This window comes from Aquiflexum sp. TKW24L, from assembly GCF_023502205.1.
Lineage (GTDB): Bacteria > Bacteroidota > Bacteroidia > Cytophagales > Cyclobacteriaceae > Cognataquiflexum.
The window spans coordinates 162,479-187,184 of the sequence record NZ_JAMFLG010000006.1; the positions used below are offsets into that span (position 1 = coordinate 162,479).

The 24,706-nt window shown below is 42.8% G+C and carries 17 protein-coding genes; 12 read left to right on the forward strand and 5 right to left on the reverse strand.

Translation table 11 applies throughout. From position 1 onward, the window contains the following. Nucleotides 1-79 precede the first annotated feature (79 nt). Complete coding sequence (locus M3O96_RS06265) at nucleotides 80-2,209, reverse strand: outer membrane protein assembly factor BamB family protein (protein ID WP_249719452.1); 2,130 nt, start codon at nucleotides 2,207-2,209, stop codon at nucleotides 80-82. Between the two features lie 158 nt (nucleotides 2,210-2,367). Here M3O96_RS06265 and M3O96_RS06270 point away from each other — a divergent pair, with 158 nt between their 5' ends. After that, on the forward strand, nucleotides 2,368-2,688 hold the full coding sequence (locus M3O96_RS06270) for a nucleotidyltransferase domain-containing protein (RefSeq protein WP_249719456.1): 321 nt from the start codon (nucleotides 2,368-2,370) through the stop codon (nucleotides 2,686-2,688). Between the two features lie 328 nt (nucleotides 2,689-3,016). Here the strand turns inward: M3O96_RS06270 and M3O96_RS06275 are convergent, their stop codons facing one another. After that, nucleotides 3,017-4,504, reverse strand: coding sequence for a M28 family peptidase (locus M3O96_RS06275; protein WP_249719459.1), 1,488 nt, complete (start codon nucleotides 4,502-4,504; stop codon nucleotides 3,017-3,019). 200 nt (nucleotides 4,505-4,704) lie between these two features. On the opposite strand from M3O96_RS06275, the gene gcvP reads away from it, so the two are divergent. The 6 genes from gcvP to M3O96_RS06305 all read left to right on the forward strand — a co-directional run bounded on the left by gcvP (nucleotide 4,705) and on the right by M3O96_RS06305 (nucleotide 14,036). Continuing rightward, nucleotides 4,705-7,596 carry an aminomethyl-transferring glycine dehydrogenase gene (gene gcvP / locus M3O96_RS06280; RefSeq protein WP_249719460.1) on the forward strand — a complete coding sequence of 964 codons (2,892 nt, stop codon included), beginning with the start codon at nucleotides 4,705-4,707 and terminating at the stop codon, nucleotides 7,594-7,596. Nucleotides 7,597-7,814: 218 nt separating this feature from the next. Next, nucleotides 7,815-8,024 carry a hypothetical protein gene (locus tag M3O96_RS06285; RefSeq protein WP_249719465.1) on the forward strand — a complete coding sequence of 70 codons (210 nt, stop codon included), beginning with the start codon at nucleotides 7,815-7,817 and terminating at the stop codon, nucleotides 8,022-8,024. A gap of 230 nt (nucleotides 8,025-8,254) precedes the next feature. Continuing rightward, nucleotides 8,255-9,838, forward strand: coding sequence for a M1 family metallopeptidase (locus tag M3O96_RS06290; RefSeq protein ID WP_249719468.1), 1,584 nt, complete (start codon nucleotides 8,255-8,257; stop codon nucleotides 9,836-9,838). 114 nt (nucleotides 9,839-9,952) lie between these two features. Next, a complete protein-coding gene (locus M3O96_RS06295) occupies nucleotides 9,953-11,191 on the forward strand; it encodes an MFS transporter (RefSeq protein ID WP_249719473.1) in 1,239 nt (412 codons plus the stop codon). Beyond that, entirely contained in the window at nucleotides 11,188-12,711 is a 1,524-nt protein-coding gene (treF, locus tag M3O96_RS06300) for an alpha,alpha-trehalase TreF (RefSeq protein ID WP_249719478.1), read from the forward strand. Before M3O96_RS06295 ends, treF begins: the two co-directional genes overlap by 4 nt. Before the next feature lie 86 nt (nucleotides 12,712-12,797). After that, on the forward strand, nucleotides 12,798-14,036 hold the full coding sequence (locus M3O96_RS06305) for a purple acid phosphatase family protein (RefSeq protein WP_249719479.1): 1,239 nt from the start codon (nucleotides 12,798-12,800) through the stop codon (nucleotides 14,034-14,036). On the opposite strand, the gene M3O96_RS06310 is transcribed toward M3O96_RS06305, so the two are convergent. Both M3O96_RS06310 and M3O96_RS06315 read right to left on the reverse strand, forming a co-directional pair. Beyond that, a complete protein-coding gene (locus M3O96_RS06310; protein WP_249719480.1) occupies nucleotides 14,033-15,529 on the reverse strand; it encodes a sodium:solute symporter family protein in 1,497 nt (498 codons plus the stop codon). The two genes, M3O96_RS06305 and M3O96_RS06310, sit on opposite strands and share 4 nt — an antisense overlap. A 194-nt stretch (nucleotides 15,530-15,723) precedes the next feature. Then, nucleotides 15,724-16,656 carry a dihydrodipicolinate synthase family protein gene (locus tag M3O96_RS06315; RefSeq protein WP_249719481.1) on the reverse strand — a complete coding sequence of 311 codons (933 nt, stop codon included), beginning with the start codon at nucleotides 16,654-16,656 and terminating at the stop codon, nucleotides 15,724-15,726. Between the two features lie 278 nt (nucleotides 16,657-16,934). On the opposite strand from M3O96_RS06315, the gene M3O96_RS06320 reads away from it, so the two are divergent. After that, entirely contained in the window at nucleotides 16,935-18,143 is a 1,209-nt protein-coding gene (locus M3O96_RS06320) for an ATP-binding protein (protein ID WP_249719482.1), read from the forward strand. A gap of 24 nt (nucleotides 18,144-18,167) precedes the next feature. On the opposite strand, the gene M3O96_RS06325 is transcribed toward M3O96_RS06320, so the two are convergent. Beyond that, the gene (locus M3O96_RS06325; protein ID WP_249719483.1) at nucleotides 18,168-20,522 is read right to left on the reverse strand and encodes a TonB-dependent receptor; all 2,355 of its coding nucleotides are present in this window, start codon (nucleotides 20,520-20,522) and stop codon (nucleotides 18,168-18,170) included. A gap of 410 nt (nucleotides 20,523-20,932) precedes the next feature. On the opposite strand from M3O96_RS06325, the gene M3O96_RS06330 reads away from it, so the two are divergent. The 4 genes from M3O96_RS06330 (at nucleotide 20,933) to M3O96_RS06345 (ending at nucleotide 24,177) form a co-directional block, all read left to right on the forward strand. After that, nucleotides 20,933-21,160: a hypothetical protein gene (locus M3O96_RS06330; RefSeq protein ID WP_249719484.1), complete on the forward strand. Its 228-nt coding sequence runs from the start codon at nucleotides 20,933-20,935 to the stop codon at nucleotides 21,158-21,160. Next, nucleotides 21,142-21,441, forward strand: coding sequence for a type II toxin-antitoxin system RelE/ParE family toxin (locus M3O96_RS06335; RefSeq protein ID WP_249719485.1), 300 nt, complete (start codon nucleotides 21,142-21,144; stop codon nucleotides 21,439-21,441). The genes M3O96_RS06330 and M3O96_RS06335 overlap by 19 nt, the downstream gene beginning before the upstream one ends. A gap of 112 nt (nucleotides 21,442-21,553) precedes the next feature. After that, nucleotides 21,554-23,068 (forward strand): Gfo/Idh/MocA family protein, encoded by a 1,515-nt coding sequence (locus tag M3O96_RS06340; protein ID WP_249719486.1) that lies wholly within the window; start codon nucleotides 21,554-21,556, stop codon nucleotides 23,066-23,068. Between the two features lie 167 nt (nucleotides 23,069-23,235). After that, the gene (locus M3O96_RS06345; RefSeq protein WP_249719487.1) at nucleotides 23,236-24,177 is read left to right on the forward strand and encodes a sugar phosphate isomerase/epimerase family protein; all 942 of its coding nucleotides are present in this window, start codon (nucleotides 23,236-23,238) and stop codon (nucleotides 24,175-24,177) included. Nucleotides 24,178-24,706 lie beyond the last annotated feature (529 nt).

A 24,706-nucleotide genomic window follows, 5' to 3' on the forward strand; every position in this document is an offset into this window, starting at 1 on the left:
CTATTTATTATCTGAAAAAATTAAAGGTCGGACCGGTTTTGAATTTTCAAACCGGTCCGACTTTTTCTTTGGTATCATTTTAATCCGGCAAAGCAAAAGCCACATAAGCGTCTCCTGACTTGGTTCCTTTGCCACCACCACAGGCTATTACGAGGTATTGTTTGCCATTTTTCTCGTAAACAGCAGGAGTCGCATGACCTGCAGCAGGAAGTTTAGCTTCCCAAAGGACCTTTCCGGTATCCTTGTCAAATGCCCTGATTTTCTCATCTTTGGTCGCGGCGATAAAGACCAATCCGCCTGCAGTGGTAACAGGTCCACCATAATTTTCGGTGCCCGTCGCAGGGATTCCTTTTGCTGTCAGTTCATCGAATTCTCCCAAAACAGATTGCCATTTGATCCTTCCGGTATTCATGTCAATGGCTGTGAGTGTCCCCCAAGGAGGATTGATGCCGGGATAGCCATCTTCGGTCAAAAGCCTCGAATAGCCATTCATATAGTATTGTGGATTGAGTCTCTCTTTTCCTCCTTCGAGCTCTTTTTTTTCTGCATCAGCATTTTCTTCGATCCCCATCAGGTAATCTACCAATAACTTTCGGTCTAATTCTGGAATATGCGCAAATGCGGGCATGGCTCCTTTTCCATTTTTCAAAAGGTCAGAAAGTGTCGCATTGGTAAATTTTGCTTTCAGGTTTTCAATTGCCGGCATGGTCGGAGGATTTCCCTTTCGCGACATGCCATGGCAGTTGGCACAGTAATTCACATAAATGCCCTGACCGACATTTTCAAATTTTGGGTTAGCAGTCATCCGAATCACCCATGGAATCTGATTGGCATTGACATACATGGTCTGGGTATAGGGATCAAATGATGAACCTCCCCATTCTGCCCCACCGTCCATTCCCGGGAAGAGCACGATGCCATGGTCTTGACTCGAGGGAATCCACATGTGGCCGTATTTGACATTTTCCAGCTTTTTACGGATATCCCGTTCCCATTCGGGAGTTAGATTTAGGATGTCTTTGTCCTCAAATACCATCCTCATAAAGGGTTCCGGGAAGGTGGGATGCGGCTGTGTAGGCCAACTTTGGTCGCCAGGGATTTCGGATTGGGGAACTCTCCTTTCTTCGATAGGCCAAACCGGTTCACCCGTAACCCTGTCAAAAGTATAGACATAACCTTGCTTGGATGTCTGAGCGACGGCATCCAACCATTTCCCATTTTTTTTGATTCTGATTAAATTTGGATTGGCTGGGAAATCCCTGTCCCATATGTCATGATGAACAGCCTGGAAATGCCAGATGCGCTGACCTGTGTTGGCGTCCAAAGCGATGAGAGAATTGGCAAAGAGGTTTTGGCCATGTCGGTAACCTCCCCAAAAATCATAGGTTGCCGAACCTGTGGGAACATAGACAATTCCTCTTTCCTCATCTAAACTCATTCCTGCCCAGTTGTTTGCGCCTCCAATCTTTTCTCTGTATTCTTCCTGCCAGGTATCATTTCCAAATTCTCCCGGATGCGGAATCGTATGGAAAATCCATTCCCTTTTACCCGTTTTGATATTGTAAGCTCTGATATGTCCCGGTGCTGCATCCAATCCTTCCGATAGCCGCATGCCCAAGATCAGTTTGTCTTTGTAAACTATCCCCGGCGTATTGGATGTGATCAAAAATTCCTTCAAATCCGTGTCGAGTTCTTTTTGTAAATCCACTTTTCCCCCATCTCCAAAATCCATAATCGGTCGCCCATCCACCGCATTTAGTGCCATGAGCCAATTTCCTGCCGCAAAAAGGATCCGCTTGTCTTCTCCCTCTTCCCAATAAGTTACGCCGCGGTTTGTTCCCGCCCAAGAGTTTTTTCCACCGAGCATCTGAAAGGGATTGAATCTCCAGAGCAATTTGCCAGAGGCTGCATCCAAAGCAAAGACATTCACCTGAGGACTAGTGGCGTATAGTATTCCATTGGCGACAATAGGTTGACATTGGATCTGAGAACGCGCTGTGGAATCCGAAGTATGGTAAGTCCAAGCAACTTCCAGATTTTTGACATTTTCTTTGTTGACCTGATCGAGGGAAGAATAACGTGCGGCGTCTTTGGTTCCGCCAAAAGTCTCCCAACCGGAATAGTCAAGATGCTTATTGGAATCAGATTCAGAACAGGAAATGAGAAAGGTACTAATAAGGAGGAATAAGGAAATTTTGGGTATTTTCATATTCAAAATCAGTTTCGGATTATTTGGAGCCAATCGGAGATCCAATTTAAAAATATTTTTGGGTAGAAATAATTCATTTCAGATTGGAGGTATTGAAGGTTGATTTTTTTTTAGATTTGTTTAAATGGCAAACAAATTCAAAATCATCATTTATTGGAATGGATAGGAAAGAAATTATAAACATTGCACAGGAATTTGCCCTAAAGGTTTTAGAAACCCATAGTGGAGCAAGGTTTTATTTGTTCGGTTCATTTGCAAAAGGATCTCAGACTGAGGAGAGTGATATTGATATTGCTGTCGTTTTGAACGATTTTCCAGATACAAGAGAAAAGCAAGTTGAATTGATGAAAATTAGAAGAGCAATCGACAGCAGGATTGAACCACATCCCTTTAGAGAAAAAGAGTTTGTAGAATCAAACCCGCTTGCCAACGAGGTTCTTAAATATGGCTTAGAAATCAAATTTCATTTAGTTTCCTGACGCTCCTTTTTCAAAATCTATTTTCACCTTTTGTATTTTTTTAAAGTAAAAATAGATGGAATGATAGGCTTTTTTAAAAAATTTAGCCGTCCACCTCTTTAATCTTTCTGATAATTCCCTTTCTGTTTTTAGAAAACCAGAAAAGGCAGAATCATTGGAATCAAAGAAATGAATGGCTTCTTTTTTTTATTGCAAAAACTTCAATCCTCCATGTGGCAAATTGAAGCATGATTCACTGTCAAACCATAATCAATATCTATAAATATCTAGTATCCAATAATATCCATTCCAGAAAATAGATATCTGGATACAAATTTTCTAAATACTTCTACCTATTATTCGTCCCATCCACAGGTGTTCTCTCAGCCCTATTGGCGAGATCCCAAGCGGTATGGAAAATCAACTTTGCCCTTTTGGTCATCAAAGGAAATTCGATCTTGTCAACCGTATCCGTTGGCTGATGGTAATCATCGTGGACGCCATTGAAGAAGAAAATCACCGGAATGTTATGCTTTGCAAAATTGTAATGATCTGATCTATAATAAAATCTGTTCGGGTCATCCGCTGCATCGTACCTGTAATCCAGGATCAAATCTGTGTAAGTGATGTTGTTGTATTCATTGATCACTTTAAGATGGGAAGAAAGCATCTCTGAACCGATCACGTATACATAATCCTTGTTTTCTGCATTTTGGTATTCATAATCAATCCTGCCCACCATGTCTATATTGATGTTGTTGACAGTATTTTCAAGAGGGAAGATAGGGTGGTCGGAATAATATTCAGAACCCAAAAGCCCTTTTTCTTCACCTGTTACGTTGAGAAATAAAACGCTCCTTCTTGGTTTCTTACCATCTTTTGCTGCTGTTGCAAATGCTTCCGCTATTTCCATAACGGAAACTGTACCCGAACCGTCATCATCTGCGCCGTTGTTGATTTCGCCTTTGCTGTTGATGCCGACGTGGTCATAATGGGAAGAAATCACCAATACTTCCTCTTTCTTGTCTGTTCCTTCAAGGTATGCCATGACATTTTCAGTTGGCACCACAGTTGTTTTTTTCTTGATCAGGTAACTTGCTTTCTGTGCCTTGATGGACTCAGGGTTGTTTTTGGCAGCTTCCTTCAAGGTTTCCACAGGGGTGTCAAATAAAGATGCCATTTTATCACTGCTCACCAAAAAAATTGGTTCTTGTTTGGTGGGTTGTTCAAAACCTAACCTCCCCGTTCCACTCAGGGATTGGTATCTATTTGCGATCCGGTCAAAGTTTGCCTGTCCTTCCATCGTCACGATGACGATACCGGCAGCTCCGGCTTTCATGATATCACCGACTACAGTCTGTGCCCTTGCGCCGATTGCCCAAAGACCAACAAGTTTACCTTTGACATCCACTTTCTTTAGGTTTTCTTCAGAAGCTAGACCCAAGAACACCAAGTCTGCTTTAGCTGCTTTTTTTAGATCTCCATCACCGATAAATACGAAATCTTTGTTATTGACCAATTTTTGTTTGCCAACTGTCAGTGTGATATCGGGATAATTGACAGAGACAAGATTGAACTTCTGTAAGTATGACCCATCTACAGGTCCTGCCAAACCCAATCCTTTATAAAATTTTACAAGGTATTCAGCTGCCATTTTTTGGCCTTTGTCACCCGTGTTTCTTCCTTCCAATTCATCGGAAGCCAAGTAAGTGAGGTGTTTTTCGAGATCAGCAGCGGTGATGGTGGACGCATATTTTACAGCGGTGACGTCCTGCGCCGATAGATTCAGTGAAAGCAAAAGGGATAATGCTCCCGATATCCAAATTCTTTTTTTCATAAGTTATTTTTGAGGTAATTCAAATTAAGGCTTTAAAAATAGAAATAATTTGAATTACATTAAAACCGTTTGTCAATTCAGATGTTTACAGGTTGTAATTCTTTGATTTTGAAATCCATAATCATTCAATAATTCTTACCTTTGCACAACCAAAAATCGAGGAGAATATAACCCAAGTAAATCCCCCCTTATTTATCGATATGAAGATTAATCTCAATCCCTCTACTAAGTTTGAAAATAGGCATAATGGCCCCTCAGCCAATGAAATTGCTCTGATGTTGAAAAAAATCGGAGCGGAATCTTTAACTGAATTGATTGACCAAACGATTCCGAAATCCATCCAATTGGAGAAGCCTTTGGACCTTCCAGAGGCAAAATCCGAAGCGTCGTTTTTGAAGGAATTCAAAAAAATGGCTTCCAAAAATAAGATTTTCAAATCTTACATCGGATTGGGTTATTATGACACCATTGTGCCGGGAGTGATTTTGAGAAATATCCTAGAGAATCCGGGATGGTATACCGCTTACACGCCTTACCAAGCCGAAATCGCCCAAGGACGTCTTGAAGCGCTCATCAACTACCAGACCATGGTCATGGACTTGACAGGAATGGAGATGGCAAATGCTTCGCTTCTTGACGAAGCCACAGCAGCTGCTGAAGCTATGACGATGCTATATGCTTCCAAGCCAAAGGAAAAGAAAAACGCTCACACCTACTTTGTAGATGAAAAAATATTCCCTCAGACAAGGGATTTGTTGATTACCCGCTCGGCTCCGATTGGCATCGAATTGGTGATTGCACCACTCTCCACCTTGGATTTGACTGATCCTAATCTTTTTGGGGTAATGGTCCAATATCCAAACATGGATGGTGAAGTCATCAACCATGCTGATTTGGTTGCAGCTGCAAAAGAACACAATGTTTTGACTGCTTTTGCTTCTGATTTGCTCAGTTTGACCCTACTGACTCCTCCGGGAGAAATGGGAGCTGATGTAGTCGTGGGTACAAGCCAACGGTTGGGTGTCCCAATGGGTTATGGCGGTCCGCATGCTGCCTTTTTTGCCACCAAAGAAGCTTATAAAAGACAGGTTCCTGGCCGTATCATCGGTGTTTCAGTAGACAGAGACGGAAACAAAGCCTACAGAATGGCGCTTCAGACCCGTGAACAACATATCAAAAGAGAAAAAGCTACTTCCAATATCTGTACTGCGCAGGTTCTCCTTTCTGTAATGGCAGGTATGTATTCCGTCTATCATGGTCCAAAAGGATTGAAAGAAATCGCCTTGAGAACACATGGTTTGGCACAATTGACAGCCAAAGCCCTTGCAGAAATCGGGTTTGAGCAAACCAACAAAAACTTTTTTGACACCATCAAAATCAAAACCGATTCAGTTCAGCAGTCCAAAATCAAATCTTTTGCTGTTTCTTCAGAAATGAATTTCAGGTACGAAGAAGGTGCGATTTTACTTTCTTTCGATGAGGTCAAAACTGTGAAGGATGTTAAGACCCTTGTGGAGGTTTTTGCAAAATCTACCAACCAAAAGATAAAATCAACTTGGGAAGAATTGATCGAAGGACTTGAGATCATCCTTCCTGAGGGTATCAACAGGAAGTCAGAATACTTGACGCATCCGGTTTTTAACCAATATCATTCTGAGCATGAGATGCTCAGGTACATCAAAAGACTCGAAAACAAAGACCTTTCATTGGTTCATTCGATGATTTCTTTGGGTTCATGTACCATGAAACTCAACGCCACCACCGAAATGATTCCTGTGACATGGCCGGAATTTGGTCAGCTACACCCATTCTGCCCGCAAGATCAGGCAGCGGGATATTATGAAATGTTCCAAAACCTCAGAAATTGGCTGACTGAAATCACCGGTTTTGCCGATACTTCTCTGCAGCCAAACTCCGGTGCTCAGGGCGAATACGCCGGTCTGATGGTGATCAGGGCATATCACATCAGTCGTGGCGATCACCATAGAAACATCGCTTTGATCCCAACTTCCGCTCATGGTACCAATCCCGCTTCTGCTGTCATGGCAGGGATGAAGGTGGTCCTAATAAAGTGTGACGAAAGAGGAAATATCGATGTCGCTGACCTGAAAGCCAAAGCCGAAGAGCATTCCAACGAATTATCAGCCTTGATGGTGACTTATCCTTCTACTCACGGGGTGTTTGAGGAGGCTATCCAAGAAATCTGCCAGATCATCCACGACAATGGAGGTCAGGTATATATGGACGGAGCGAATATGAATGCGCAGGTTGGTCTCACCAGCCCGGGCAGAATCGGTGCTGACGTCTGTCACCTCAATCTCCACAAAACATTCTGTATTCCTCACGGTGGGGGTGGACCAGGTATGGGGCCTATCAGCGTGGCCAAGCAATTGGTGCCATTCCTTCCTGGAAATCCGGTCGTGCAGACAGGCGGAACACAAGCGATCCACGCGATATCTGCAGCTCCTTTTGGCAGTGCAAGCATCCTTCCTATTTCCTATGCCTACATCGCAATGATGGGGGGAGAAGGATTAACGAATGCCACCAAGATCGCCATCCTGAATGCCAACTATATCAAAGTAAGATTGGAAGCGCATTATCCGATCCTTTACACAGGAATCCATGGCAGGGCTGCACACGAGATGATTTTGGATTGCAGGGCATTCAAAGATTTTGGTGTGGAGGTTGAAGACATTGCAAAGAGGCTAATGGACTATGGATTCCATGCGCCGACTGTTTCTTTCCCGGTGGCAGGAACGCTGATGATCGAGCCGACGGAGTCAGAGACCATGTCCGAACTTGACAGGTTCTGTGATGCGATGATTGCCATCAAACATGAAATACAGGAAGTAGCCGATGGCAATGCGGATAAAGAAAACAACGTCTTGAAAAATGCACCACACACAGCGGTATTGGCTTTGGCTGATAATTGGGATTTCCCTTACTCACGAGAAAAGGCAGTGTATCCATTGCCTTATGTGAAGGGAAATAAATTCTGGCCAACCGTCAGAAGGATCGATTCAGCTTACGGTGACAGAAACTTGGTTTGTAGCTGTATACCTGTTGAGGAATATGTCGAGGCAGAAGCCTAACATCTGATCAAAATACTATTTGTAAAGAAAGGAGCTGAGAGGCTCCTTTTTTTCGTTTAACCCTAACCAAAATATTCCTAGGTTGGGATAATTTAACAAAAGATTCTCCCCACCATTTCGGTATAGAAGATTCCCCTCTTTAGAAGATCCGTGACCGAAATGAAACATTCTGATTTTTCATATCCACGCTAATCTAATGTTTTCCAAAAGCCTTAAATTTGAAGAATATTATTATTTTTGAGTTTTCTAATATAAAAAATATGACAGTAGTTATAGATAAAAATAATTTAAAACAACTTTCTAAGATTCTTGCTGAAAAGTTGGGAAAAAGCAAGGTTCCGGGGAATTTGTCTAAGCATTTTGGAAAATTGAAAAGAAATCTTGATGGCTTGGAATACCAAATCGAAATGAGGACAAATGAAGATTGATTTTGTAGCTGATACCAACTTTTTGATTTATGTTCATAAAGGGCCAAAAATAGTTTAGCCTTTTTTTAGAATAGTGAATCAATTTATTATTTTAAACCACTTTTAGATAGGTAATTGAGTTTCTTCTCATCCACAATATTCCTTACCAGAAACATTCCTTTTCTTTTTTACCTGTCTTTTCACCAAATTGAAACCTGAGATATTCTTACCGTATTCCAATTCCAAAATCGATGAAACGCACCTTGTTACTATTCATAATACTTCTCTCCTCAAACTTAGCATTCTCTCAAATCCAAAAAAACTGGGCATGGGGTGGGCCGATTGATCCTTTGCAGACAAAGTTCCAAGTGATGCACTATCACCTTGAGCTGGAGATTTTTCCCGAAAAACAGGAAATCCAAGGCTTCAACAGGGTTACTTTTTCTTCCAAAGAAAAGTTGGATACGCTGAGGCTGAACCTCATAAAGGAATACACAGTCAGCAAAATCATCATGGATGGAAAGGAAATCGCTTTCCGTCATTTTGGAGATACTTTGGATGTATTTCCGATAGACTGCACCTGTCAGGACGTGGAGATCCACTATGGAGGCAAAACTCCGATCGCCGTCCGTCCGCCTTGGACTGGAGGCTTTACTTGGGAAATTGACCAATTAGGCAAGCATTGGATGGGATTGTCTTCCCAAAACGAGGGCGCCAAAATCTTCATGCCTAGCCTTGACCATCCATCTAGCGAACCGCTAAATGGCGTGGACCTGATTTTCACTGCACCTGAACCTTATTTTGTTGCCTCTAATGGCCGCCTCATAGAGACCAAAAAATCCGATGGAAAAGTAACCTACCATTGGACGACCCAATATCCCATTAACAATTACAATATCAATTTCACCTTGGGTGTGTTCCATCAAGAATCCAAGACTTTCACAAGTTCCGACGGTACTGAAATCCCCATGTTTGTCTATGTCCTGCAAGAAAACAGGGATAAAGCCAAAGCACTTTTGGATGTATTGGACAACTCTGCAAAGACTTTGGAGAAATACTTTGGACCATATCCATTTCCTGATGACAAAATCGCCGTGGTCGAAACGCCCTATCTCGGCATGGAGCATCAGACCATCAATGCGTATGGCAACAATTTCCAGTTTGTACCCATGGGGACTGTTCAATATGATTGGCTGCTGCACCACGAACTGGGTCATGAATGGTTTGGAAACAAGGTTTCTGTGAAGGATTGGGCTGATTTTTGGTTGCACGAAGGGCTGACGGCATATGGGGATTGGCTGTTTTACCTCGAACATGGTGGGGAAGATTCATATCTTGAAAAAGTCGCATCGGTCCGCAAAGGAATAGCCAATGCAAGGCCGGTAGTTTCGCCGAGAAATTCCACTTCGGATTATGCTTACCATCCTGAGATTTATACCAAAGGCGCTTTTATCATCCATTCATTGCGGTTTTATCTTGGAGATGAGGTCTTTTTTCCGATGCTCAAAGCCTTTGCTTCTGATGAAAGATTCATCTATGAAAACCTTGTAGAAACGGCCGACTTCACAGGGTTTGTTCAGCATTATACAGGACAGGATCTGGAAGGATTTTTTGACATGTACCTGAAAAGCATCCGAATTCCAAAAATCAAAGTAGCCAAAAAAGGGAAGAAAGGCTATGCTGTGAGTTTGCCGAATATCACATTTTCCATGCCCGTCGAAATCCAAACTTCCAATGGATTGGAAAGACATGTCCTTTCTGCCAAGCCGGTGATGGTCAAAAGCGAGGGAGCTATCGAGGTCGATCCACGGGGATGGTACTTGCTGGAAAAGTAATTGAAGAAAAAAATCCCACAAAGTCACGAAGACACAAAGAGAATTAATAATTTGTGCCTTTGTGTCTTAGTGGGATTTGAAATCTAAAATCGTACCTTTTTGTGAACATTATCTATGAATTCAAAACTACTCGTCCGGCTCTCCCTGATTTTCAACTACATGGTGTTCGCCGTGTTGCTCAATTCGGTCGGGGCGGTCATCCTGCAGGTACAACGGACTTTCGATGTCAGCAAGGCAGAGGCTTCGGTTTTGGAAGGTTTCAAGGATTTGCCGATTGCCATATTCTCTTTTATCGTGGCTTCTTTTCTTCCCAAACTCGGAATCAGAAAGGGCATGCTGATCGCTTTGTTAGCGGTAGCGGTAATGTGTTTCTTGATGCCAATGATTGCTGATGAGTTCTGGTATTTCAAAATTTTGTTTGCCGTCGTGGGTGTTTCCTTCGCCATTATCAAAGTCAGCGTCTTTGCCACGATCGGCTTGGTGACTGACTCGCCAAAGGAACACAGCAGCCTGATGAGTACCATTGAGGGTTTCTTTATGGTCGGGGTATTGCTCGGCAATGTATTCTTCAGCTTGTTTGTCAACGATAACGACCCCACTTCCCAATCCTGGCTGAACATTTATTGGTACCTCGGGGTCATGACTTTGGTAGCTGCATTGTTACTCTTCTTTGCCCAGATCAATGAATCGGAATCCAAAAGGGAAAACACCAAGGCCTCGGATGAATTCTTTGACATGATCAAGCTCGTAGCCAAACCGCTTGTCTTGGTATTTGCCGCTTCAGCATTTTTGTTTGTGCTGATTGAGCAAAGTTTCATGACTTGGACGCCGACATTCTATCAGGATGTGCTGAAAGTCCCGGCAAGTATGGGCATCCAAGCTGGAGCGGTGCTGGCTGGCGCATTGGCTATCGGACGGTTGCTGGCAGGATTTGTATTGAAAAAAATCCATTGGCTGACCTTTACGCTGACGTGTACCATCCTTGTGGGAGCCTGTGTTTTGTTGACTTTGCCGCTCACTACTGATCAGCCTGTCATGAATGAAACCATTACTTGGTTCAATGCTCCTTTTGTCGTTTATCTTTTCCCTATATTGGGAATCTTCTTGGCGCCAATCTATCCGACTATTAATTCTGTAGTGCTAAGTGCAGTGCCACGGTATATGCAAAGTTCTATGTCGGGACTCATTGTGGTATTTTCGGCATTGGGCGGGACTACCGGATCAATTATCACCGGAAATATCTTTGAGTCTTACGGAGGAACAACCGCATTTTATTTTTCACTTATTCCTATTGTAGGACTTTGCCTAATATTAATTTTGTTGAACATTCAAGTCAGGAAACAAGCATCATGAAATTTTACGAGCAACCGGAAGACATATACCTGGAACTTTTTGAAGTGATCCAGATGAGCGGGGTATTTCCTGATTCCAAGACTTTCGTAGACAGCATCCCCAAAAGGGATGTCCACGAAATCTTAGTGGACTTTTATGAGGAAATAAAAACCCCGGGGTTTGACTTGAAATCTTTTCTAGACAAAAATTTTAATTATCCCGAAGAACCGGAGTATAAAAAACTCAACCTTCCCAAAGCCATCAACCTAGAGGATAGACTCAAATTGCAATGGGACCTGCTGACGAGGGAAGCAGATGAAGAAGTAGAAAACTCCAGTCTGATCCCTTTACCACATCCTTATATTGTGCCGGGTGGAAGATTTCGCGAAATCTACTATTGGGACAGTTATTTTACCATGTTGGGGTTGAAAGTCTCCGGAAGGACCGACCTGATCGAAAACATGGTGGAGAATTTTGCCCACCTGATCCGAACCGTCGGCCATATTCCCAATGGAAATAGGACTTACTTCCTGTCCAGGTCGCAGCCTCCTTTCTTTGCCAAAATGGTGGAATTGTTGGCTGAAGCCAAGCAGGAAGAAGAAATCATCAAGAAGTACCAACCTGAAATCTGGATGGAATACCTCTTTTGGATCGAAGGGGAAACAGAGATTCCTTTGCCCGGGAAATATTATAACCGTGTCGTCAGGATGGATGACGACACCGCGCTCAACAGGTATTGGGATGATGAAAATACTCCTAGGGCTGAATCGTATGTGGAGGATGTGGAGCTTTCCGACCAATCAACTAGGTTTCCAGAGAAACTTTTCCGAAACCTAAGAGCTGCTTGCGAATCAGGATGGGACTTTAGTTCCCGTTGGCTTTACGACCCCCATGACCTGAGAAGCGTGCAGACCATTGCCTTGATTCCCATTGACCTCAATGTGCTGCTTGCCGAAACGGAGCGGGTCATTATCAAAGGTATGAAACTCGAAAAAGAAGATTCCACGGAAATAACGAGGATGGAACTGTTCCATAAAAATAGGATGGAGGGGATTGAGCGGTATTGTTGGGAAGAGGATCGGGGCATCTACCTCGACTACCATATCAAATTTAAAGAAAAAGTAGAAAGACCCTCGCTTGCGATGCTGTATCCGCTGTATTCGGGAATGGCAAGTGCGGAACAAGGCGCTAAAGTATTGGAGTATGTCGAAAAGAATTTTCTGAAGCCGGGAGGATTGGTTACGACCAATTTCAACACCGGGCAGCAATGGGATGCGCCCAACGGTTGGGCACCGCTTCAGTGGATAGGATTCCAGGCCATGATTAACTATGGCAGAAAAGACCTTGCTAAAACTTTGGCCGAAAGATGGACTTTCCTTAATGAATCGGTTTTTGACCGTACCGGAAAAATGATGGAAAAATATAACGTAGAGGACCTGAGTTTGGAAGCTGGCGGAGGTGAATATCCTGTTCAGGATGGATTTGGATGGACCAATGGTGTGTATCTGGCAATGAAAGAATGGCTAAGAGAAAATTCATAATGTAATAAACCTTCCAACCCTCCAAGGGTTTTGAATCCTTGGAGGGTTATCGAAATTTGTAGAATTACCAATAACCATTTCCTCCCATGATAAACTTCAAAAGAACCCTTTTCCTTCTCAGCTTTGTCCTGATCGCTCAGTTTGGATTTACCCAGACAGAACCCCATGCTTTTTACTTGACGTGGACTTCGGATCCCACCACGACCATGGACGTGGATTGGCATATGGATGAGATTAATCCGACGACTTTGTATTTAAGGAAAAAAGGAACAGAGAAGTGGAAATCACTCGAAAGTGATGTGTTGCCTTATCCCTTCTCTTCAAGGTATATCCACCGGGTTGGGATTCAGGGTTTGAGGCCAAATACCGAATATGAACTCAAGTTTGCATCGTCGGAATCGGTTTATTACTTCCGAACGCTTCCAAAGAACCTCAACAACAAATCCCTCAAAATCGCCATAGGTGGGGATTCCATGCATCAAAAGGAATGGTTGGAGAAGACCAACCGTGTTGTGACTGCCCAAGATCCGGACTTTGTGATTATCGGTGGAGACATGGCATACGAAAATGGCCTTGCAGAAAATATCCAAAGGATATATGATTGGTTTGATGCTTATAAAAACACTTTGGTGACGGCCGACAAAAGAATTTTGCCATGTATTGTTGCCGCGGGTAATCATGAGGTGGTTGGCGGATATTATACCAAGCACGAAGGTTACGTTCAAAACAATGAATTCAGGGCACGCATCGCTCCGTATTTTTACAGTTTATTTTCATTCCCCGGTCAGCCCGGATACAATGTTCTTGACTTCGGAAATTACTTGAGTCTGATCATTTTGGATACAGAGCATTCCAATCCGATTCTTGGGGTCCAAACGGATTGGTTAACAAAAACATTTGAGGAAAGGAAAAAAGTCAATCACAAAATCCCGATTTATCACGTGCCAGCTTTTCCGTCCGTGAGGGAATATTCCGGAACGGTACAGACTTTAGTCAGGGAAACATGGACCCCAATTTTTGAAGCCAACGGAGTAGAAATTGCCTTTGAAAATCATGACCATGCTTACAAAAGAACCTTTCCGATCAAGAATATGGAAGTCAACGAAGCCGGAATCATCTATGTCGGTGACGGTTCGTATGGCGTCACGCCAAGAAAAATCCATTCAGTCGACAGTACTTGGTACCTGAACAAAGCCCAATCTATCAGGGCATTTACGTTGCTTACTGTGGAAGAAAACCGTTGGAGTTTGGTCTCGATAGACGAAGACGGCAATGTCATCGATACTTTTCCCGATAGTCCTTTGGCTGTAAAAAAGGATGATTAAACCAATCCCTTTATAATTTTGCTGGAGCTGAAAATCCATCCGAGCAAAAAACCCACCAAGAAAATGGCCATTGTCCCAAAGACGATGGCTAAATTTTTATGCAGCAGGAAGGAAGGTTTGATTGCTTCAGGTAGGAATTCTCCCAAGCTGATCCACCCGATCACTGCCAATCCGGATAGTACTGCGGCAATGGCGGCAATATTGGTTTTGGTTTTTCCCAAGAGGGCCAAAAAGAACAAACCCAAAATGCCTCCGCTAAATATCGAAGCCAAAGCCCACCAAGCCCCCAAAGCACTTTCCACGCCATTGAAGGCCAGGCCAACGAGCAGACCTAAAATCCCCATCCCCAAAGAAGCGACATACAAAACCCTGATTTGGCTATTTTGAGAGGGATTGGGATGGATGTATTTTTTGAAATGGTCCTCGAGTATAACCGTTGCCGAACTGTTGATACTCGTAGAAACCGTACTCATTCCGGCGGCAAAAATGGCAGCAATCACCATTCCCGAAATTCCCGGTGGCAAAACAGTCGCTATAAAGTAGGGAAAGACTTTATCGGCTTGCTCGATTGTTTGGAGTTCGAGAGGTAAGGTGTCTGAAAAAACTTGGTAATAGGCATACAAACTCGTCCCGATCATAAAGAATAGCAGGGAAACAGGGATGTAAAGCAAGCTACCAAGCCAAGTGGATTTCTTTGCTTCCTGCTCCGTTTTGGCACTTTTGTACCGCTGTATATAGCTTTGGTCAATGCCAAAATTCTGAAGATTGATAAATAGCCCATAGACCAAAATCACCCAAAAGGTACTTTGACCAAGGTCCGAGGAAAGACTTCCCAATGAAAGCTTACTCTCTTTTTGGGCGATATCCCAAATCTGAGTGATTCCTTCCGGCATATTTATGACAATCAATGCGAAACAGCCCACAGCACCTGCAATCAAGACAATTCCCTGTACCGCGTCGGTCCAAACCACAGCCGAAATCCCACCCATAGTAGCATAGACCACCACACCCAAACCGGTAAAAAGGATTATAAAAGGAATGCTCCAGCCAAACAAAACATGCATCGGTAAAGCCAAGAGGTACAAGATGGCACCCATCCTCGCGAGTTGGGTGAGTAGGTAGCAACTCGATGCATAAATCCTCGCCCAAGGACCAAACCTTTCTTCCAAAAAAGCATAAGCGGAAGGACTTTGGAGTTTTCGGTAAAGGGGGACAAAATACCTGACAGCGATCAAAGCAGAGACAGGAATCGATAAGCTGAAAACAAAACCATTCCAGTTGCCTTGAAAGGCGCTTCCCGGCAATGCCAAAAAACTGATGCTGCTCACATAAGTAGCAAAAATCGACATGCCCAATGCCCAAGCCGGTAATTTTCCCCCGCCGGTGACAAAATCAGCTGCTGAATTTTTCCTGAAGTAAAAGGAAACCCCAAAACCAACGATTCCAAGCATATAAATCAGGAAAACGATCAGATCGAGGCTGTTGATTTTCATGGTTTGGGTAAAAGAATTCAGGAATTAATCATTATGGTTATCCGCTTCTCTGCCAGGAAAGCCATATTTTTCTTCAAACGGGACGGATCCCGATAGCGGGACGAAGTCGAAAGTCGGATGTATCGGGCTATTAAGTCCGCATACCAGAATTAGAATAGATATCTTATTTACTGGCATCATTGCGAACATACATATTAAACATTTTTGATATTCAGGAGAATTCTTTCCAAGTTTTGAATGATGTCTTCTTTGTGTTTTCTGTCCACAGGAAGTAAGGGAGTCGCAAGATGGGGCTCACAAATCCCCAAAAAATAAAGGCTTTCCTTCACGCCGCAAAGGTAGCTTGAACTCTTTGGACTGGAATTGTATAGGCCGTTTGAAATCTCCAAAATGAGAGATTGAATCTGATCGACTTTTTCAAAATCCCTGGCTTTGGCTGCTTCAAACATCCGTACATACAGAGATGGGAAAATATTGGCACCGCCGTTTACCCCTCCATCCGCACCTGAAAGTATAGCCTGCGCCAACATTTCTTCCGGGCCTACTAGCAGGGAAAATTCAGGATACTCCTGTTTGATAGGGATCAATTTTTGGAAGTAAACCCCATTGCCCGAACTGTCCTTTAATCCAATGATATTGGCATGCTTTGCCAACTTCAGCACCGTTTCGGGAGCAATGGTGGACTTGGTCATCACCGGGTAATTGTACAAAAACAAAGGAAGTGGACTTTGGTCAGCTAGTTTGACATAGTAGTGAAAAATATCATCCTGATCCAAAGCAAAATAATAGGGCAATGCTGCCACCACCGCCACAGCGCCATTTTCCTTGGCAGATCTTGCCAATTTGAGACTGACTTCCAGAGAAGTATGGGTAATTCCCACAAAAACTGGAATTTTTCCATTGGCTTCTTTGCAGGAGATTTCGATCAGGTCTTTTTTTATCACCGGCTTCAAGCTTGCTGCTTCACCGGTGGTGCCCAAAATAAAAATCCCCTGAACGCCTCCGTTGACCAAATGCTTGACCACCCTTTCGACACCCTTTTTGTCCAATTCCCCATTGGAAAGTAAAGGTGTCACCATCGGAACCATGATGCCTTCAAAGGCCGGGACATTGCTGCTTTCAATCATTATTTAAAGTTTAAAGAAGAATATCAAAGATTTAGCCCATTATAATTTGGGAAGGCTTACAATTTATAGAATTAAATATGATTTTCTGCTACTTTCTTGTCTTCTACAGTTGTAGGGATCCCTTTGAATACTTTTATAAATATGTTTGAATGATAGTGAATAATTTACAAAAAATAGATAGTTTACGCTGTAAAAGTATATTAATGTATTTCTATAATGTAAACTATTTTACTTTCACAAAATAAACGTTACATTTGTTGAGTTAAGTTGTTGAAGTCATGGTTTTTAAAGAAGATGTATTAGCGGCATATAAGGGTCAGCAAAATCTTTTGGAAAAGGAGAATGGATTTGTCGAGAGGGATTACCTCAAGACATTGAATCCTTCTTCTTCCCATATCGAGGTTATTGCAGGTATCAGGAGATGTGGTAAAAGCACCATGATGAGACAGATTGCAAACAGGTTTTATAACAAAGTAGCTTATTTTAATTTCGAAGATTCGCGGGTTTTTGGTTTTGAAGTCGGTGACTTTTCTAAGTTGGATGAGGTAATCGGACATGATGTGGAGGCATACTTCTTTGACGAAATCCAAAATGTATCCGGTTGGGAAGTTTTTGTCAGACAGCTTCATGAAAGAGGAGCGAAGGTTTTTGTAACTGGATCCAATGCTTCACTCTTTAGTAGGGAGTTGGGGACAAGATTGACGGGTAGGTACCTGAGTCATGAGGTATTTCCATTTTCATATAGGGAATACTTATTGTATTTCTCTTTTCAGGATACTTTGGAAAATTTCAAAAAATATGTGCAATGTGGGGGATTTCCGGAATTTCTCCGTGATCAAAATCCTGAAATATTGCAGATGCTCCTCAAGGACATTTTGTTCAGGGATATCGCTGTCAGGTATGGGATCAAAAACACCCATGTCCTGATGGATATCGCGCTATATTTGGTTTCCAATATCGGTAAAGAAGTGAGTTTCAATGGTCTCAGAAACAATTTTAACGTTGGCTCTCCCACCACCGTATCGGATTACCTTTCGTGGATGGGAGATGCCTATTTGCTGTTTTATCTTCCAAGGTTCAGTTGGTCAGCGAAAAGTATCTCCAAAAATCCAAAAAAAGTCTATTGTATAGATACCGGTTTTGCGAAATCCAATTCTTTGAGTTTCAGCAAAGATGAAGGAAGGCTTTTGGAAAATCTTGTCTACTTGAACTTGAGAAAAAAATTCCAAAAACTATTCTATTTCAGAGAGCGTCAGGAATGTGATTTTGTGGTTTTTGAAGGTAATTCCTGCAAGTGGTTGATACAAGTCTGTGACACGCTGCACCCTGATAACAGGGATAGGGAAATCAATGGACTGATGGAAGCAATGGAATTTTTGAAAATGGACATCGGATATATTCTTACCCTAAACCAAAATGATCAAGTGGTCATAAACGAAAAAACCATAATCATTCAGGAGGTTAGAAAGTTTTTGACTTGGATGTGATTGACCTGAAATCAGCAATCCCAATTAAAAATTAAACTTAGCACTCAGCAAAAATATTCTTGTTTCCATCTTGGAATAAAAATCCTGTGAAAATGCCGCAGTTCTGTTCTCGCCTGCAAATCTCAGGGTATCGAAAATATCACGCACACTCAAGGCAAGGCTTCCCCGATTCTGAAAGAATGTTTTCATCACGTTTGCATCCACAAAATATTGGGAAAGGTCCCTTCCTTGGGCTTCGATTTCGGGAGAATCGTAATTGGCCACAATCTGAAAATTGATTCCCCAAGGAAGTTTGAAATCACTCGTGAGTTTGGTGTTCCACGCAAAACCTTTGTTGATCGCTCCATTTTCAACATTGGAACCATCAACAATGATCCTAAACATCGTCAGACCACCGCTGATATTCCACCACGGGGTGACTTCTCCCAATCCGATTAATTCCAAACCATAAGACACCGCCGTGTTCAGGTTCTCAGGCTGAATGTAAGATATGCCGTCTTTGACTATGGTAATCATGTCTTCCTGCCCATCCACATGTCTGAAAAATGCATTGGTAGTAAAGCTTGATTTTGATCTATTGAGCATGTGGCCAAACTCTAGTGAATGGATTTTCGCAGGCTGAAGGTTTGGATTGCCCCTTCTGATGCTGAGTGAATCGGTGATATCCGGAAATGGATTGAGTCTCCAAGGTCTTGGTCGATCGATTCTTCGGCTATAAGTAAATTTCAAGGAATTTTCCTCATCCATTTTGTACAGCACCTGCGCACTAGGAAACAGATTGAGGTAATTCTGCTTGTTGATCTCATTGGTGTTGATCAGTTCGGTATTGAGGTTGGTATATTCTCCCCTCAGCCCAAAGGAGTAATCAATTTTATCGTAAGATGCCGCATAGATAAAGTAACCCGCATATACCTGATCTTTGTAGATAAACCTATTGCTGACATTTGGATCGGTGACAAAATCCTGGTTTCCTTCCTGAAATCTCTGGAAAATAAAATCATTGTCAAATTCCCTCAAAATAGATTTCAGACCTGTTTCTATTTTCTTTTGTTCAGAAATTGGATGGATATAATCCGCCTGAAAAACATAGATGTTTCTGGTTTCATCCGTAAATCCCCGCTCCTGACCGGTGCGGTTTTCGGGATCCACCTCGAGTGTATTATTGAAAATATCGATGTTCTGAACCTTATATTGGTTTCTAAAGGAACTGCTGGCTAAAAACCGGAATGACTGATCTGGATTGTCAAATGTCCTCTCATAGACAATCGCATTGTCCACACCGTCATCGTCTTCAGTTTCATTATTTCTTCTCACAAAGTCCAAAATAGGTTCTCCTGTGGAATTTCTGTTGAGTTGCGAAAAGAGCGTGTTTATCTGACTGTCTAGATTGGTGGTGAAAACTCCCTCGTAACTGATGATATTCTTACCAAAATAATAATCCCCGCCATAGTTGAAAGTATGTCCGATATTTTGGGTTTCCATGTCAGTTTCCTGAAGGAGGCGTTCATCTTCTTCGAAAAGTATCCTGTCTGAAGTTCTCTTCCCGACATTTTTCCAGTTTCTGTAGTTATACCCGCCATAGATGTTGTACTTGAAGGTCCGGTGATTAAACCTTGCTCCGGTATTCATCCTTCCCCGTGTCCCATAAGTCAGTTCTGTACTTCCATTGGTGCCGAGGTCTTCCCCTTTTTTGAGGATAATGTCGATCACGCCGCCTTCAGCATCCGCGTCAAACCTTGCATTTGGGTTGTTGATGATTTTGATTTGCTCCACAGCACTTGCAGGAAGTTGGTCGAGATTTTGAGTCAGGGAGGAGTTTCGTCCATTGATGAGGATGTTGGTTCCTGTACTTCCCCTCAGCGCGATTGTGCCATCATCACTGACACTGATCGAAGGCGTATTTCTCATGATGTCAAGCAAGGTTCCACCGAGGTTAGACATGTTGGCATCAGGGTTGATGGTGATGCCTTCTAAATCTGCGCGAAAAGGAAATTTGCTGGACTGCACCACGACTTCTTCCAGATTTTGGTTTTCACTTTTAACCTCGATTTTTCCAAGATCAGTATTGCCATTCAGGCGTATATCTGCCATGATTTTTTTGTCGTACCCGATCAGGTAGAAATTCAATTCATAATTGCCATTTGGGGCAGAAAGGGAAAACTCCCCATTGTCCTTGGTATCTGAAAATGTCACCGGGGTATCCGCACCCGGCTTGAATAAGGCAACCTGCATAAAGAGCACCGGTTGTTTGGAATCGGCATCGATGACAGTTCCTTTGATCGTAAATGATTGGACCTGACCTTGGGAAACCGTGGGAATTAAGATAAAAAACACAAAGCATAAAAAGCAGTAAAAAACTGAACTGGTGAAAACTTTCATGGGAATTGCTATCAAAATAGTGTTCGTGAAATTTAGTAAACCTTGTTCTAGGCCCTGTGGTTTAGAGAATCGGGGAATTTTATACCAATGGAGGAATAAATCCCATCAGTGGAAAGATAAGTTTTCTATCATTTCGGAAAATTAATAAAGATTGGGACCCAGATTTCGGAATTCTACAATGCCCCATTTAAGGCGCAGTAAAATCTGGAAACATCTTTAATGAATATCTGATCTACGAGTTCGGCATCAGGAGATGGAATTGGGTCAGGCCGTTGTTTGGGTTGAAGGGGAAATTCAAAGAACCGCTAAATAATACATCGCAGAATTCTGAGTCATGAAAAGGCTTCTTGAGTTGAAATTAACTCTAGAAATCCTATCTTTAAAGTATTAAACTCGCCGATATGACAAGTGTGGAATTGAAGAAAATATTGATTCAAAGAATTACGGAGATCAATGATGAACAATTTTTGAAGGCAATTAGAACCATCTTAGAAACCAAAATAGAATCTGAGGTAATGCTATTGTCTGAGGGGCAAAAATTGGAAATTCAAGAATCCAGGAAAGAAATTGTAGCTGGTAAATTTGTTGATCAAAGTGAACTTGAAGCTGAATTTGGCAAATGGCTAAAAGAAAAATAATCTGGTCCCATAGGGCAAAAATCAAACTTTTTGAGATTCTTGATTTTTTTGCAGAAAGGAATGGGAATACTTTTTACTCGAAAAAATTATTTTCGAGATTTTCTAAAGAACTTAACCTTCTAAAAAAACAACCTGAAATTGGTGTAATTACTGATCTTGAAGGTGTGAGAGGTCTCATTGTCGGAGATTACATTTTGTACTATGAAATTACACCTGAATCAATTGTGATTCATACAGTTTGGGATGTAAGGCAAAATCCTGAAGACTTGAAGATTAAATGAGATTTTACTTCTAAATCCTTTTTGATTTCGGATTTCAAAGATCTTCAAAAAAGGAAGATTGTAATTTCGGTTCTTTTTGGGTAATTTATTGACCTTCAATAACGTAAGACCAATGGATCAATCCAATAAAATCAACCGGAGAGAATTTATCGGTTCGGCAGCTGCCGTCGCAGCGTCCATCTCCATCGTCCCGTCCCATGTTATCGCCGGAAGCGGCAAGATTCCACCCTCAGACCAGGTCACTGTGGCCAACATTGGCTGCGGCACCCAAGGCCTGCGTGAAATGGGGGATTTGCTCCAAAATCCAAATGTCAGGGTCGTGGCAGTCTGTGATTCCAACCAATACAGCACCGACTATATCGATTGGTCCGCTAATGGCATCCGCAATGACATCCGCAAAGTCTTGGGCGATGACTCGTGGTGGGAAAATGTTCCCGGAATCCCCGGCGGCCGGAATGTCGGACAGGCTTATGTGGAGCAATATTATGCCAAGAACAAACCCACCAAAAAATACAAGGGTTGCGCCTCCTATGAAGATTTTAGGGAAATGTTTGCCAAAGAAAAAGGCATCGATGCTATCAAAATCATGACACCCGACCATACCCATGCGCCGATTGCTTTGGCAGCTATGGCTCAGGGTATCCATGTCGTGACCCACAAACCGATTTCCAACCGGCTATTGGAAGGAAGAAAAGTCATCGAAAAAGCAAAGGAAACAAGAGTGATTACGCATCTTTTGGCGTGGTCGGACCGGCCTGAATACTGGCAGATGAAGGCTTGGATGGATGAAGGTCTTATCGGCGACCTAACAGAAATCCACAATTGGTCTTACCGTCCTGTTTGGCAACAGTGGACCAAAAGGCCAACCGAGGTGAAGCAAATTCCCACAGGATTCAATTGGGAGCTCTGGCTTGGGCCTGTACCTGATATGCCCTATCATCCCAACTATACCCACAATGTTTTCCGTGGATGGTATGAGTTTGGAGGCGGATCGGTCGCAGACATGGGACATTACAGTTTGTTCCCGCTTTTTGAGACTTTGGGAATCACCAAATCCCCTTTGAGCGCTAGGGCTTATGGCACCACTTCCCGCAAGGAAATCAACCAAGTTTACCAATGGGTCAAAAACGATGTCGCATTTCCAGCGAGCAGTATGATCAAGTGGAAGTTTCCCGAGCAGGAAGCACTGCCGGCATTTGACCTGTTTTGGTACGATGGGGGGATGAAGCCATTTGCCTCCGAGGAGCTCGAAATAGATGGAAGGGATACTCCCGACGAAGGCTTGATGCTTGTGGGGACCAAAGGCAAAATTCTTGGAGGTTTCCGGGGTGAAAATCCCGTGCTGCTTCCTGAAAGTAAAATGAGCCAAAGACCTGCTTCTGAGCGAATAGATTCGAGGACGGTTGTGCGAAATACTGACGCTTGGGTGGAGGCCATCCTGTCGGGCCAACAAACTCCTGGAAGTTTTATCCGTGCCCAAACCATCACCGATACCATCAATCTCGGTGCAGTAGCCTTGCGGGCAAATAAAAAAGTGGACTTTGACGCCGCTGCCCTGAAAATCACCAATGATGAAAATGCCAATAAATTCCTGACCCGTGACTACAGACCCGGTTGGGAAATCTGATTTTACATAATAATAAGTAAATGAAAAAAGATGCATGGTTCAATGCTAAAAAGACCGCCACATCGGTCTTCGGTCTTCCGACTTCCAACAATTTTGGATCAAAATTCCCGCTTACTGGCAAGATTTGAGTGCCTAAAGAATTTACTTTAACCAACCCTAACCAAAAAATGAAAGACAGACGAGAATTTATCAAACACGCCGGAGTCGCCGCAGCAGCACTGACCTTTGGCCTTCCCCAATTTGCATTTTCTATGAAAAATGAAGATCCTTTATTCAAGATTTCACTTGCCGAATGGTCGGTAAACAGGTTGCTGTTCGCCGGAAAAATGGACCACCTCGATTTTGCCATGCTATCCAAGAGGCATGGCATCGATGCGGTGGAATATGTCAATCAGTTCTTTATGGACAAAGCCCAAGACATGAACTACCTCAAGGAAATGAAAACCCGGGCTGAAGGAGAGGGAGTCACTTCGGTTTTGATTATGTGTGACAGAGAGGGGATGCTGGGTGCAGCCACGTCCGAAGAGCGCAAGCAAACAGTAGAAAACCACAAAAAATGGGTGGAGGCTGCCAAGTTTTTGGGATGCCATTCGATCCGGGTCAATGCCTACACCGCAGTACCCTGGAGCGAGGATCCAAAAGCCGAACAGCAGGCGATTGATGTCTGCAGTTCTGGACTGAGGCAATTGTGTGAGTTTGCCGATGATTTTGACATCAATGTCGTGATCGAAAACCATGGCGGATTTTCCAGCAATGCTAGGTGGCTTGCCGAATTGATCAAACAGACCGCCCACAGAAGGGCAGGGACCTTGCCTGATTTTGGCAATTTCAAAATCTTTTCAGATGACAAAAGGGTAGTTTCTTATGATTCCTACCGTGGTGTCAATGAGCTGATGCCCAAGGCAAAGGGAGTAAGTCTTAAGCCTACGGTTTGGGATGACCGAGGTAAGGAATCTGCCTTGGACTATAATAGAATGATGAAAATAGTCCTTTCTCATAAATACCATGGCTATGTGGGCATCGAGCATGGAGAAAAAGACCGTGAGTGGGAAAGCATCGTCGATATCCGAAATACCATGACGGAGTTGAGGGATTTGATGAAGGGGTGATTCTTTTTGTATGGCTTAGGTGAAATTAGGATTGGATATTGATTGATATTCCAGTCCTAATTTGGTGTTTTTATGATTGTCCGCAATGACACCAATGGCCGAATTTTATTTTGATTTACACCTAGACTTGGTTCGACAGGCTCACCAACAGTCGCTCGGTGCCCGATGGTTTTGTTTTTAGTGGAAGGGAGGAAAATGCGGCGCAGCCGCATTTTCCTCCCTTCCTAGTCCTCATTCAATATCCGGTGGCCGAGCGAAGTCGAGGTCATTTTGTTAAATTGAGATGGTGGTAAAAAAGCGGATATACAGGTTCATTTTTTACCCATATGCAAAGTATTTAATTTATTTAGTCAAATTGTTAAAAATCAAAAGTTTACGATTAAAACCATTTGAATAAATTCCTTAAAACGTATCTAAATTTTAATCCTCCCAACCTCCCAACCTCCCTACCTCCTAACCTCCCAACATTCCCAACCTCCCAACTTCCTAACCTTAAACCCTAATCTTCCAATCTTCCAATCTTCCAATT